11 protein-coding genes are annotated in these 14,618 nt (G+C 32.8%); 5 read left to right on the top strand and 6 right to left on the bottom strand.

What is annotated here, in order from left to right:
* Positions 1-3 precede the first annotated feature (3 nt).
* The 3 genes from PQF96_RS05090 to PQF96_RS05080 are packed head-to-tail and all read left to right on the top strand — an operon-like array spanning position 4 to position 4,438.
* On the top strand, positions 4-1,671 hold the full coding sequence (locus tag PQF96_RS05090; protein ID WP_271765324.1) for a peptidase domain-containing ABC transporter: 1,668 nt from the start codon (positions 4-6) through the stop codon (positions 1,669-1,671).
* Between the two features lie 6 nt (positions 1,672-1,677).
* Entirely contained in the window at positions 1,678-3,027 is a 1,350-nt protein-coding gene (locus tag PQF96_RS05085) for an HlyD family secretion protein (protein WP_109435124.1), read from the top strand.
* 1 nt (position 3,028) lies between these two features.
* Positions 3,029-4,438 carry a TolC family protein gene (locus tag PQF96_RS05080; protein ID WP_109435123.1) on the top strand — a complete coding sequence of 470 codons (1,410 nt, stop codon included), beginning with the start codon at positions 3,029-3,031 and terminating at the stop codon, positions 4,436-4,438.
* An 80-nt stretch (positions 4,439-4,518) separates the two neighbouring features.
* Here PQF96_RS05080 and corA read toward each other — a convergent pair whose 3' ends face one another.
* The 6 genes from corA to PQF96_RS05050 form a co-directional block, all read right to left on the bottom strand.
* Positions 4,519-5,601 (bottom strand): magnesium/cobalt transporter CorA, encoded by a 1,083-nt coding sequence (corA, locus tag PQF96_RS05075; RefSeq protein ID WP_271765322.1) that lies wholly within the window; start codon positions 5,599-5,601, stop codon positions 4,519-4,521.
* 95 nt (positions 5,602-5,696) lie between these two features.
* Positions 5,697-6,902, bottom strand: coding sequence for a hypothetical protein (locus tag PQF96_RS05070; protein ID WP_271765321.1), 1,206 nt, complete (start codon positions 6,900-6,902; stop codon positions 5,697-5,699).
* Positions 6,903-6,905: 3 nt separating this feature from the next.
* Complete coding sequence (locus tag PQF96_RS05065; RefSeq protein ID WP_271765319.1) at positions 6,906-7,274, bottom strand: hypothetical protein; 369 nt, start codon at positions 7,272-7,274, stop codon at positions 6,906-6,908.
* A 12-nt stretch (positions 7,275-7,286) separates the two neighbouring features.
* Complete coding sequence (locus PQF96_RS05060) at positions 7,287-8,060, bottom strand: outer membrane lipoprotein-sorting protein (RefSeq protein ID WP_109435120.1); 774 nt, start codon at positions 8,058-8,060, stop codon at positions 7,287-7,289.
* A 26-nt stretch (positions 8,061-8,086) separates the two neighbouring features.
* On the bottom strand, positions 8,087-10,471 hold the full coding sequence (locus tag PQF96_RS05055; RefSeq protein ID WP_271765318.1) for an efflux RND transporter permease subunit: 2,385 nt from the start codon (positions 10,469-10,471) through the stop codon (positions 8,087-8,089).
* 245 nt (positions 10,472-10,716) lie between these two features.
* Positions 10,717-11,313: a TetR/AcrR family transcriptional regulator gene (locus PQF96_RS05050; RefSeq protein ID WP_109435118.1), complete on the bottom strand. Its 597-nt coding sequence runs from the start codon at positions 11,311-11,313 to the stop codon at positions 10,717-10,719.
* A gap of 327 nt (positions 11,314-11,640) precedes the next feature.
* On the opposite strand from PQF96_RS05050, the gene PQF96_RS05045 reads away from it, so the two are divergent.
* Positions 11,641-13,128: a xylulokinase gene (locus tag PQF96_RS05045; protein WP_271765316.1), complete on the top strand. Its 1,488-nt coding sequence runs from the start codon at positions 11,641-11,643 to the stop codon at positions 13,126-13,128.
* A 4-nt stretch (positions 13,129-13,132) separates the two neighbouring features.
* A complete protein-coding gene (gene xylA, locus PQF96_RS05040; RefSeq protein WP_109435116.1) occupies positions 13,133-14,458 on the top strand; it encodes a xylose isomerase in 1,326 nt (441 codons plus the stop codon).
* Positions 14,459-14,618: the final 160 nt, after the last annotated feature.

Raw genomic sequence — 14,618 nt, 5'->3', positions numbered from 1 at the left:
TTTATGGCAAAAAACGTTTTGACGGCTTGGCAAAGGCTAATAGGGCTTTTGAAGCTTGACAAAAAGGATATTTTGCAGACATTTTATTATGCGATATTTGCAGGATTAGTTAATCTTTCACTTCCTCTAGGTATTCAGGCAATTATCAATCTGGTACAAGGTGCTCAAATTAGCACTTCCTGGATTATTTTAGTAATTCTGGTAACCGCAGGTGTTTTGTTTGTTGGATTATTACAACTTATGCAAATTCGGATAATAGAGAATGTTCAACAAAAAATCTTTACAAGAGCCTCTTTTGAATTTTCATATCGTTTCCCGAAAATCAAAATGAGTGAATTACGTAATTATTATCCGCCAGAGTTGGCCAATCGTTTTTTTGATACGTTAACAACTCAAAAAGGATTAGCTAAGATATTAGTTGATTTTCCGGCTGCTCTTTTACAGATAATTTTTGGATTGACGCTGCTTTCATTTTATCATCCATTTTTTATAATTTATGGATTATTATTATTACTTCTGGTGTATATAGTCTTTAAATATACTGCTAAACGTGGTTTAGAAACAAGTCTAAAAGAATCCAAAAGTAAATACAAAGTTGCACATTGGATTCAAGAAATAGCGAGATCTATAGTAAGTTTTAAGCTTTCTGGAAAAACAAATCTTGCATTACAAAAAAATGATGCATTAGTATCAGAATATCTTTCGGCAAGAGAAAGTCATTTTAAAGTGCTAGTGATTCAATTCATTCAAATGATTGGTTTTAAAGTTTTGGTAACTGCTGGACTTTTGCTCATAGGAGGTATTCTCGTCCTTAATCAAGAAATGAATATAGGACAATTTGTTGCTGCAGAAATTATTATAGTATTAGTTATTGGTTCTGTAGAAAAATTAATAACTGGCTTAGAATCTTTCTATGATGTTCTAACTTCTCTCGAAAAATTAGGACAGGTTGTGGATAAAGATTTAGAACCGCAAGAAGGTGAAAAACCTTTTAAAACAAATGAAGGATTCACAGTAGAACTAGATCACGTTTCTTATGCTACTCCCGAAGGCAAAAGAAAAATATTGGATGATGTCTCACTCAAAATAACAGAAAGCTGTACTATTCTGGTGCAGGGGTCTAATGGATCTGGTAAATCAACGTTATTACGATTAATAGCTGGGCTTATCGAACCTAATATAGGGAGTATTTATATAAATGATGTAGAACTTAGAGGAATTAATCTTAATTACTACAGAGCTCATTTGGGACAGTCTCTAACAGAGGAATCCCCTTTTGAAGGTACAATACTGGAAAACATAACTTTTGGGGATACCGATATCCCTTTTGAAGATGTGTATTGGGCTCTTGAAAAAGTTGGACTTACTCAATTTGTAAAGGAACAACCCAAAGGTCTAAAAACGATACTGTATCCAGAAGGAAAACAAATGTCTTATACTATAGCTAAAAAGATAGTTTTGGCTAGAAGTATTGTTAGAAAACCTAAACTTTTAATTTTAAAAGATCCATTAGATCAGTTTGATGATCAGGAAGTAAATAGAATTATGGATTTTCTTACAGACTCTTCCAACCCTTGGGCTCTAGTTGTAGTGAGTCAAAATAACAAATGGATAAAACGATGCGGTAGAGTTATCAATATCGAAAATGGTAAAATTATAAGTGATAAATAAAGAACTATGTTGAATATCTCACATAATACATTAAATAAGAAGGTTGACCTTTCTGATTATAATGCGATTCAAAAGGTCTTTCACAAAAGGCATCATAAATATTTTAATCGTTTTTTGAAAATATTTGCCGTATCTGTATTTATTATACTCTTTCTTCCCTGGACTCAAAATATTTCTGGAGATGGTTATTTAACCACGTTAAAACCAGATCAACGTCCGCAAACCATTCAATCACCGATACCAGGTAGAATAGAAAAATGGTATGTTCAAGAAGGAGATTTTGTAAAGAAAGGAGATACTATTTTATTTATTTCTGAAGTGAAAAATGAATATTTTGATCCTAATCTGGTAGCGCGTACTGGTCAACAAATTAAGGCAAAATCAATGGCAGTGAATTCCTATCAGGAAAAGGTGAAGGCTTTAGAAAATCAAGCAAGTGCTTTGGTTAATGAGCGAAGTCTAAAACTACAACAAGCCAAAAATAAACTGTTACAATCAAAACTAAAGGTACAAAGTGACAGTATAGATTTAGAAGCTGCAAAAACCAATGTTACAATAGCAGAACGTCAATATAATCGTACTGAGCAATTACAGAATGAAGGATTAAAAGCAGTTACAGATGTAGAGGAAAAAAGATTGAAATTGCAGGAAACACAGGCAAAATTGATTTCGCAAGAAAATAAATTGTTAGCTAGCAAAAATGAAGTGATTAATGCACAGGTAGAAATTAATCGCGTTCAAGCAGAGTACACAGATAAAATATCAAAATCGCAGAGTGATAGATTTACGGCGCAATCTAGCCAGTTTGATGCAGAAGCTCAGGTGACCAAACTAGAAAATCAATATACGAATTATGAAATGCGTAATGATATGCATTACATTAAAGCCCCCCAAAGTGGTTTTATTAATAAAACATTACGATCAGGAGTAGGAGAAACGTTCAAAGAAGGAGATCAGTTGGTGAATATAATGCCTTCTGAATATGATTTGGCAGTAGAAACCTATGTAAAACCTATTGATCTTCCTTTAATTCACTTAGGTGAAAAGATACGTATACAATTCGATGGTTGGCCTGCAATTATTTTTAGCGGATGGCCTAATATTTCATATGGTACTTATGGAGGAAAGATTGTTGCTATCGAAACTTTTATCAGTAAAAATGGAAAATACAGAATTCTAATTGCTCCTGATCAAGATGATCATGAGTGGCCAAAAATACAAGTTGGATCCGGAGCCAGAACACTTGCATTATTAGAAGATGTACCTATATGGTTTGAATTATGGCGTAAACTCAACGGTTTCCCACCAAATTATTATCAACCTAATGGAGAAAAAGTAATATCTGAAAAAAAATAAAATGAGGAACTATTTATTGTATTCCCTACTTTTTTTGGTCTCTTCACTCTTTTCTCAAGAAATAGAAACCGATACTATTGTTCTTAATTTTAAAGAATACCTGGGGTATGTAAAAAAATATCATCCGATAACTAAGCAAGCTGAGTTAAATATAGATATCGGACAAGCAAATCTTATGAAAGCTCGCGGAGGGTTTGATCCTAAAATGGAAGTAGATTATGATAGAAAGAAATTTAAAGGAACAGAGTATTATGATCTGTTAAATGCTACATTTAAGATTCCAACCTGGTATGGTATAGAGTTTAAAGGAGGTTTTGAACAAAATGATGGTGATTTTCTAAATCCCCAAAATTCTGTTCCTGATGATGGTCTTTTTAGTGCAGGAGTCTCTATCCCTATTGCACGAGGTTTATTGATTAATGATAGAATGGCAACCTTGCGTAAAGCTAAATTTTTTAGAGAACAAACTAAAGCAAATAGAGATCTATTGGTAAATCAAATTTTATATGATGCTTCTTTAGCTTATTTTGATTGGTTAAGAGCTTATGCTGAAAAAGAGATTTATAATGACTTTGTACAAAATGCTAAAATTCGCTTTGAAGGTGTGAAAAGGAGTGCTTTGGCTGGCGATAAAGCAGCTATTGATACAACAGAGGCTAAAATTGCTTTTCAGAATAGAACCTTGAGCCTTGAACAGGCAAAAGTAAAACTCATGAAGTCGTCCTTAGCATTATCTAATTTCTTATGGTTAGAAGGTAATGTGCCAATAGAATTGCAATCTAATGTGATACCAGATCAGAAAGTTGAAGAAGTTATTGATAGTACATTAGAAATAGAAGGTAGTCCGTTAAGTAGTTTTACATTAGAAAACCACCCTAAACTTAAATCTTTAGCATATAAAATTGAAGGTTTGGAAGTCGATAGAAAGTTAAAAGCTAATAAGCTATTACCAAAGATCGATCTAGAATATAATTTTTTAACAGAAACACCAGAAACAGCACGATCTTTTAACACTGCAGAATATAAGGGTGGTGTTAGTTTTAGCTTCCCTCTTTTTTTAAGGAAAGAACGAGGAGCTTTAAAATTGGCAAAGTATAAAGTTCAAGATGCTAGATTCGAACTTGAAACTACACAATTACAAATTAAAAATAAAGTGACAGCTATATTTGCAGAATTAGAATCCTTTATTAACCAAAATGAGTTAATAGAAAATATAGTCAGAGATTATAATACTTTGCTTGCCGCAGAAGAACGTAAATTTAGTTTTGGAGAGAGTTCATTATTTCTCATCAATTCAAGAGAAAAAAGCCTTATTGATGCAAAACTTAAGGAAATAGAAGTACAGAATAAGTTTTTTACAACAAAAGCTAAGTTGTTTAATAGTTTGGCTGTAAATCCTCTAAGCCTTTAAGTGTCTCCTTGGATCTAAATGTTAACCGTGATTTAACTGTTTTTGTTTATTTGGAAATTCGTGGTGATATTATGAATAATTTAAAGCCATTTCTTCTTCCTGAAGAATATTAATAATGCCAAAAATAAGAGGAACATAATGCCCCAAAGGACATAATAGCTGTATTTCCACTTTAATTCGGGAATGTATTCAAAGTTCATTCCATAAACCCCTACAATAAAAGTCAGGGGAATGAAAATAGTTGAAATGATGGTTAGGACCTTCATTATTCCATTCATTTTATTACTTATGGTAGTCATATACATGTCCATTAGTCCCCAAATCATTTCACGATATACATCAATATTTTCATGAACATGAATAATGTGGTCATATAAGTCTCTAAAATAATCCTTATTTTTCTCTTGAATAAGATCGGTTTCAGATTTTATTATTCTACCAATAACTTCTCTTAATGGTAGAACACTTCTTCGTATTCTAAGGATTTCACGTTTTAGGGATTGAATATCTTGCGTGATATTGCTATTAGTTTTTTCGTTAAATAGTTCATCTTCCAAAAGTTCTACTTTATCTCCTAAATGCTCAATTACTACAAAGTAATTATCAAAGACAGCATCCAACAGTGAATATCCAAGATAATCGGAAGAAGAATTACGAATTCTACTTTTTGAATTAGATATTCTTGATCTCAGGGGGTCAAAAATATCTTCTTCTGACTCTTGAAAAGTAATTACATAGCCCTTACCAAGTACAATTGATATATGTTCTACCGTAAATTCTTGTTTTTTATTAAAATACATCATTTTTAAAACCAAAAAAACATGAGTCTCATACTCTTCTATTTTGGCACGTTGATTTGTATTTACAATATCTTCAAGCAACAAAGGATGTAATCCATAAAATTCTCCAATTCGGGTAATCTCTTTTGTGTGACTTAATCCGTTTATGTTAATCCAGGAAGTATGATCATTTCCTTTAAATACAAAAGCATCTTCAATATTATCAGTTTCGGTTATCTTATAAGAATCTTTAGTGTAATCATGAATTTCTATTTTTGTTGAAAGATGCTCTTTTTCACCTATATATACTACAGTTCCCGGAGCTTTTCCAAAGCTCTTAGCTAACTTTGTTTTTTTGATTTTTACAGGTTGTTTTCTCTTCATGTGATATCACTTGTTTAGTAAAAATACTAAAAGATATCTTGCTGTATGAAGAGTAAAAAACTTTCTTTCTATGAAAAGGATTTAGAAATTAATACTTAAAAATATTTAGAAATTGAAATTCTGAAAAAACTATCTTCTCTAAAATTAGATAAGATTAATTCATTTTGATCGATGTTATTAAATATTCGAGCTTCTACTTCTGCAGTCCAGCTACTGCCAAAACGTCGAGAAGCTTCTAGACTGAATATGGTACTATCAGATTCTAGATCTGTAATACCTCCAATTAAGATTGAAGTATCTTGAGTGTCATTAAAAGCTATTCGGCTTCCAAAAAACAGATCATTTTGCAATGCATTTAAAGCAAGTTCATCGCGTTCATCATACAAATACTCTCCTAATAATCCTATATCCAGGCCATTTCCATCAATATTAGAAAACGTATATTCCAGACCAGCAACCAAAGCAAAGAAATCCTGAGCATCTGCATTACGATAAATAGATTCTAGTTTCCAGAGAAAAGCATCATGAGTAATCTGTAATTCTAAACCAGTTTGGTTAATGACAGGATAAAAGGCATTAATATTTCCTGTAGCATCAAAATCAAAAAGAGGTTCTCGACCTGTACCGTAAAAGTGTGATACTCCAATATCTACAATATCAAAATAATGCTTCCATCTAAATGCAATATCCTGACGCCATTCTTCTGCACTACTTTCATATTGCAAATCCTCTTTGTCAATAACTACAGGAAAACGTAATCTTCCTTTTTCACCGGCAAAGGTACGTTTACGGTGATAGGGGAGATAAAAGAAATCAAAAGTTCCTAAATTTTGAGTAATCCAGGTAAATTGTGCCATAGGCTGTCCGAGTTTTTCTTCACCATCAAAAGTTTCAACTGCATCGGTTTGGTTAATAATATCTACCAAATGGTTACTTTCGGTTACACCCCAGTATACCTTTTTGAGTCCAAGACTGAATTCCCAATTATTTTTGGCTTTTTGATAATATAATTCTCGTATATCCCAATGAGTACGGTCATCATCAACATCAAGTCTGAAAAAACCTTTAAAATTGATACTTTCATAACCTTTGTTCCAATCAATAGCGTATTCTGGACGTATAGCAAAAGAAGGGAAATGATCTTTCTGATCTTCAAAAAGAGCATCGTCATAAAAATATCGGTATTCACTTTCTAATTCTAGCTCAAAATCATGATTGACTTTTTTTACATCTTCGTTTTGAGCATATGTAGTAAATACTCCTGATAACAGAAGTAGGTAATAAATATATTTAATTTTCATGTACTATTTTTTTATTTCCTGGTCTTTGACAAGGCCAAGCACTGTAATCAATACTCCGATAAGAATCATAAAAAGCAGAGTAACGAAAAAAGAATTGTGATATACGAAGTATAGTCCTAAGGAACATAAACTAAAAAAGATACGAATCAAGATCGTCCATTTATAAATCTTTTCTACTCTATACTTAAATATTAGAGTTATAAAAGACCCTATGATTAAGAATAGTACTCCCAATAAGTTAGCCAATTCTAGCGGATATGTTGTGCTACTATTTAAAAAGGAGAACACAAGGCTTGGCTTAACTAATAATAACAATCCACTAATCCAAAGAACTGCTATAGAGTATAGTAAACTTAACCTTGTGTGTTCCATTATGATATGTATTTACTGTCCGGCACGCTGAAGCGCCACCTGGGTGAAATCCTCCTCTGCAAGTTTTGCTTCAAAATTATATTCACCAAATTTTAAAACAGTCTCTTTATTACTTTGATGATTTACCATATGCAAAGTGAGTGCTCTCCAAAATTTGCCTTTGTACAATTTATAATCACTATAATTGAGCGTTTTTAATAATGAATTTTTTCGATCGTAAAATTCCACTTTTTCAAGACGATATCCTTTTTCTTTATTATAGGTTACCAGACGTCTGGTATAACCAGATTTTGGGTCAACGGGGTCTTGTTCTACAATCAGAAGATTTCCTTTTTCCTCTAAGAATGTATAGGTGTATTTTTCAACTTCTTGAGAAGAAAGGTCTTCATACGCAAATTCACTTCCAACAAAAGGACCTGATTTGTTATTAGAAGAGATTCTTTTTACTCTTTTAATAGAAGGTAAGAACAACCATTGATCATCTGATCCGACTTTATGAGTGAAGGTAAGTGTGGAAGTACCTTTTACATCTTTTGGACTATTAAAAACGATTAAAGATTTATCCCCATCTTCTGTTTGCTCTAAAGTTCTTGTTATTAATAATCGTTCACTGGTTTGCCCATTCTTATTTTTAAGGGTCATTTTTAGGTTTACAATAGAGCTATTGAAACCTTGATCGGCTTTATCAGCTGCTTTAGCAACTTGTAAACCTCGTTCTGCAGCATTTTGAGCGTTTAAATTGGTTATTGCTACTAATGCTATTACTGTAAAAATTAGCTTTTTCATTGTTTTAATTTTTAATATTGGATATGTTATTTATCAAGTTGTACTTGTGGTTTTAGTTCCTGCACAGGAGCTTTGGTTTCACTTTTTTTACTCACAAGAATAAGTAGTGAGGGAAGTAATATAAAATCGATAATTAGTGCGGCTAGAATAATGATAACCGTGATTCGTGCCATGTAACTATTTAAAGCAAACGATGAGGTAGATAGTACTGCAAATCCTGCCAGGAGAACTATGGTTGTCGTTACTAATGCTTTACCTACGGTTTCGAAGGCATAAATCACAGCTTGTTTTGAGTCATATCCAAGTTCTCTACGAGCCCGAAGAAACTTACTCATAAAATGAACCGTATCGTCTACTATAATTCCTAGAGTCATACCAAAAACGATAACCATACCAGTATTAATTTGTGCTTTGTACATAGCCCAAAAACCAAACCCAACCAAGACAGGAGTCACATTCGGGATAATACTTAAGAGCCCCAGCTTAAAGTTTCTTAAAGCAAACATTAATACTAAAGAAATCAAGATTAAAGCAATAACGTTTCCTTTAAACATACTATCGGCTTGACGAAACCCTAGTTTTGAAAACATAAGTGTTGGACTTACTCCTATAGTATGCATAGGTTCTGGAGTATTATTTTTTAACCAATTTTCTGCTCGTTTAGAAAAAGCAATCATTTCTGCACTCGAGATATTTTCGATAGTTACTGTTACTCGTGTCTCAGACTTATCTACATTAATTTGGTTATTTAGGTCTAATCCAAATGGAAGAGAAAGCTCGTATAATAATAGATATTGAGCAGCTTCTTCCCTGTTACTGGGAACATTGTAATAGGCTTCATTATCGCCATGCATGGATCTATTTACCCTCCTGGCAACCTCGCTAAAAGCATTTACATGAACAACTTCTGGTTGTTCATCTAACCAGTCTTCAAACTCATTTAATTTTTTAAGATACTGTGGATTATTAATTCCACCACTTTCACCACTTCCTACAGAAAATTCAACATTGTATATTCCAGTTAAGTTGTTACTTATATAATCAGTATCACTTCTAAATTGTACGGTCTCATCAAAATAATTGATGAATTCATCATTAAATTGATTCTTGGTTGCCAAATAAGTAAGTCCACTAATGATGGTTATTGAAATCAAAGTGAGTTTTACAGGTTGTTTGGCTACAAAAAGACCAAGGTTAGTATACCATCCCAATTTTTCTGTTTCAGTTGTTTCTTTTTTCTCTTTAACTTTTACGGGTAAAATTGCCATTAGGGCTGGTAGTGCAGTTGTGGAGAAAATAAACGCCATTGTCATTCCGAATGCTGTGATATTTCCGAGGTCCCAAAATGGAGGAACATCCCCAAAATTCATAGTTAGAAATCCAATAACTGTGGTTAAACTGGTGATGAAAACTGGCATAAAGTTAAGACGCATGGACTCGGCTAAAGCTTCTTTTTTTGTATATCCGTCTTTACGCATTTTCTGAAGCATAGTGATCAGTATATGAATACTATCGGCTACAGCGAGAGTTAATATCATAGTCGGGAATACAGAAGAAGGAGGAGTGAGTTTAATACCCATAATACCTACAAACCCTATGGCGCTCATAATAGAGAATAATACAACAACTAAAGTAGCTAAGGTGCTAAAAAAGTTTCTGGTAAGAATCAATGTAGTAATGATTACAATAATTAGCATAATCATAGTTAACATCATATCTCTCATAGAAGATTCGAAGAAAGCTGTATTAAGAGGTACTAAACCTGAGGAATGTACCTGAAAATTTGGATGTTTCTCCTGAAAATCTGAAATGGCTCCACGAATAAAAGCAGTTACTTCTGGAATTTCTTTTGCACTATCTTCTCCTGGCAGTCTAACAGTAACGTTAATTGCAGTAACACTACCTTTTTCATTTAAAATGCGATTTACGAGTAAAGGTTCTTTAAGTGCTTTTTCTTTAATAATTTTGATTTCGGCATCTGTTTTGGATGCAGATTCATAGGATAAATCATCTACATAGAGATCATCTCCTTGTGCGCTTGTATGCTGAAAGTTAGTTACAGCATCTACTCTGGAAGAGTAAGGAGTGTTCCAGGCTTCTGCAGTGAGTTCTTCAATCGCAATAAGATTTTCTTTGGTAAATATATCACCATTTGAAGGGGATAAAACAATAACAATATTGTCATCTTTGGTATACTTCTCCTGTAAAGCATCAAAGGCTTCTAATTCAGGGTTGGATTCACTAAAAAATACGTGATAATCTCCATCAAATTCCATATTACCTTGTGAACCTAGCCCTAAAGCTAAAATCAGCGTTGTAATTAGTACGGGCCATTTAAATTTGATAACAAATTCAGCCCATTTTTTTGCAAACGTATTAGTAACGTTGCTCGCTTTTTTAAGTGCATTCATTTTTTTATTGATTAGTTGACCAGTCGACTTGTTGGTTAAAATAAGAAGACATGATGCGAGTTTTATATGTAGACGAATAAATGATTAATAATTGGACACGGTACGAAAGAAAAATTTAAATACTTGACCGGTCATCTATTTTTTTGATTGTTTATTGATTTATTAAATTTTACTTCATAATTATAGGTTAGAATTGTTTAATATTAAATAATTGACCAGTCATCTATAATGTGATCAAAAAAAAATTATTTTAAAAATACCTTTTTTGTCATTTTTAAGAGGTTGTCAATAGGCGATGCACTTTGCATTTCTTTCATAGTCGTCATAGCACCTTTACCTGCATCTTCTATAAATTCTACCATGCTCACTACATCCATTGAGGCTTCAATTTCTCCTTGTTCTTGAGCTTCTAGAGCTACTTTTGTAATTTCTCCTTTTACAAAATTATTTTTTAGCAAAACGGCTTCACGAATATTGTCATTATGTTCTGCCATTTCATTACTTAAATTGCATCCCATACAGCCTAGTTTACATTCTAACTCTTTTTTGAGTACTTCAATCCTATACTCATAAAAATTGGTTAAACGTTGTTTCGGAGAAACTGATTTATCCTGTAAAATATTTAATGCAGGTGTAAATTGTGAAGAAAAATATTTATCCAGTGCTTTAACAACAAAATCTTCTTTACTATCAAAATAGAAATAAAAAGAACCTTTAGGTACTTCAGCGGCTTTAACAATATCATTTACGCTTGTACCATTGTACCCTTTTGACCAAACAATTTCCATACCTTTCTCAAGAAGGTGATCGGCTTTTGTTTCGTGTTTTAGGGTTTTTGACATTATCTTTCTTTTCCGACACAAAAGTATGACCACTCGTCTAGTAAAACAAAATTTTAAATGTTAAAATTTTGTTTACTTACGTTCCTAAGGTTTAAAAATGAAGAATAGATGCTTTAGTAAGTTGATTATTTACTTAAACGTTTGAGAGAAAAAGAAATGTTTGTAAAAACGTTTGTATATATTTGATATTTAATGTTTTGTGAGTTTTTTCTGCATGTAAATATTCTTTTTTTTTGCTTTTTTGAAAGTGATTTTTGGGGTTTTAAAGCATACTTTCTTTGAATGAAATCTTATAAAAATTAATTTAGGACCCTCAAAATTAATAGTATGTATTATATAGGATTTGACATCGGAAGCTCTTCAATAAAAGCAGCTTTAGTTGATGCCAAAACTGGTAAGTCGATTGCTTCAGTAAATGAACCTGAGGAAGAAATGGATATTATTTCGGTTCATGAAGAGTGGGCAGAGCAAAATCCAGAATTCTGGTGGCAAAATGTTTGTAAAGCTTCAAAACGTATTCTTAAAGAGAATATGATCAGTCCTGATCAAATAAAAGGAATTGGGATTTCATATCAAATGCATGGATTAGTGCTTATAGATGAGGATGGAGAATTGATCAGAAATTCTATCATTTGGTGCGATAGCCGAGCTGTAGAAATAGGAAATAAAGCATTCCAAGAGATAGGGGAGGAACAATGTATGACTACGATACTCAATTCACCTGCAAATTTTACTGCTTCTAAATTAAAATGGGTAAGAGATAATGAACCTGAAAAATATAAAAAAGTACATAAGTTCTTATTACCGGGAGATTATATTGCTTATAAATTTACAGGAATTGCTAATACTACAAGATCTGGTTTATCAGAAGGTACACTTTGGGATTTTAAAAAGGATGAACCTGCAAAATGGTTATTAGAACATTATGATATAGATCCAGATTTGATACCAGAGGTAGTCTCGACGTTTTCTAACCAGGGAGAACTATCTTCAGAAGGGGCAGAAGAAAGTGGCCTTAGTGCTGGAATCCCCATCCTTTATAGAGCGGGGGATCAGCCCAATAATGCCTTATCCCTTAATGTTTTTAATGCGGGAGAAGTTGCTGCTACAGGAGGGACGTCTGGTGTTCTTTATGCGGTAACAGATACCCTTTATGCAAAAGAAGGAGTTAAGTTTAACAACTTTGCACACGTTAATCATTCTGATACAACTACAAGTATTGGAAAACTGTTATGTATTAATGGAGCTGGGATTCAGTATAGATGGTTGAAAAATAATCTTAACCTTGAGACGAATTCTTATCAGACGATGAATTCTCATGCTTCAAAAGTGCCTATAGGTTCTAATAATTTACAATTAATTCCATTTGGTAATGGTGCAGAACGAATGTTTGACAACCAAACCATCGGAACTCATATATGTAATATTAATTTAAATAAACATTCAAGGTCTCATATCTTTAGAGCAGCATTAGAAGGAATTGCATTTTCATTTGTGTATGGGATGGAAATTTTAAAGAAAGATGGAACAGATATTAAAGTGATACGTGCTGGTAATGATAATTTATTCCGTTCAGAGATTTTTTCAAATACTGTTGCAACCCTAATAAATCAGGAAATAGAAATTTATAATACTACAGGTGCCATAGGAGCAGCTCGAGCAGCAGGTTTGAGTGAAGGTACATTTAAAGATTTTGGTACGATGATTACTAAAAATGATCATGTAATGACATATCACCCACTTCAGAATAAAGAAGATTATTTGGAGGCGTATAATAATTGGAAAAAAGAATTAAAAAAAATCATAAAAGAATAAATAGATGGCTTTAGTTGGAGATAAAGAATATTTTAAAGGGATTGGAGATATAAAGTTTGAAGGTGTTACTTCGAATAACCCATTGGCATTTAAGCACTATGATGCTAATAAAGTGGTTGCTGGTAAAACAATGAAAGAACATTTTAAATTTGCTATTGCATATTGGCATACCTTCTGCGGCACAGGAGCAGATCCATTTGGGCCAGGGACGTTAAATTTTGCATGGGATTCATCTCAGGATGCCATTACGGCGGCAAAAGAAAAAGCAGATGCAGCTTTTGAATTTATTACCAAAATGGGATTTGATTACTTCTGTTTTCATGATTATGATTTGGTAAGAGAAGCATCGACATTTTCAGAATCTGAAAAAAGATTATCGAGCATTGTAGAGTATATAAAAGAAAAGCAAAAAGCTTCTGGTGTAAAATTATTATGGGGAACTGCGAATTGCTTTTCGAACCCGAGATACATGAATGGAGCTGCTACAAATCCTGATTTTAATGTGCTAGCGAGAGCTGGAGGTCAGGTAAAGTTAGCATTGGATGCAACCATTGCCCTAAATGGTGAAAATTATGTTTTCTGGGGAGGAAGAGAAGGATATATGTCACTTCTTAATACCAATATGAAAAGAGAGTTGGACCATATGGGTAAATTCCTTACTGCAGCAAAAGATTATGCAAGAGGGCAAGGGTTTACAGGAACATTTTTTATCGAGCCAAAGCCGATGGAACCTATGAAACATCAATATGATTTTGATACGGCAACCTCTATTGCTTTTCTGAAAGAACATGGATTAGATAAAGATTTTAAGATTAATATAGAAGTGAATCACGCTACATTGGCACAACATACATTTCAGCATGAAATACAAGTTGCTGCAGATGCAGGCATGCTAGGGAGTATTGATGCTAATAGAGGAGATTATCAGAACGGCTGGGATACAGATCAATTTCCAAATAATATTGCTGAAGTAACAGAAGCAATGTTGGTTTTCCTTAAATCTGGTGGTTTACAAGGAGGGGGCGTAAATTTTGATGCAAAAATAAGAAGAAACTCTACAGATATGGAAGATGTATTCCTGGCACATATTGGAGGTGCAGATGTATTTGCAAGAGCTCTAACTATAGCAGATAAGATTATTTCATCTTCTTCATATGAGAGTTTAAGAGAAAAAAGATATAGTTCTTTTGATTCAGGTAATGGTAAAGCATTCGAAGAAGGAAAACTAGATCTAAACAAACTTTATGATATCGCTGTAGAAAATGGAGAATTAGAATTACAAAGCGGTAAACAAGAGCTTTTTGAAAATATTATAAATCAATATATATAAGATTTTTTTAGAATTTATTTTTTTGGTCTATTGAGTGTTCTTGAAGAATACTCTTAACAAACATAAAAACCAAAAACTACTATTTTAAATAGTAGTTTCTGGTTTTTTTTAAATGTTCAATTCGGATAGGTTGTGATATTTTGTAAAATAAATGATATTA

This window comes from Aquimarina algiphila (assembly GCF_947494415.1).
In the GTDB taxonomy this organism is placed as follows: Bacteria; Bacteroidota; Bacteroidia; order Flavobacteriales; family Flavobacteriaceae; genus Aquimarina; species Aquimarina algiphila.
This window is presented reverse-complemented; position numbering and strand designations above follow the sequence as displayed.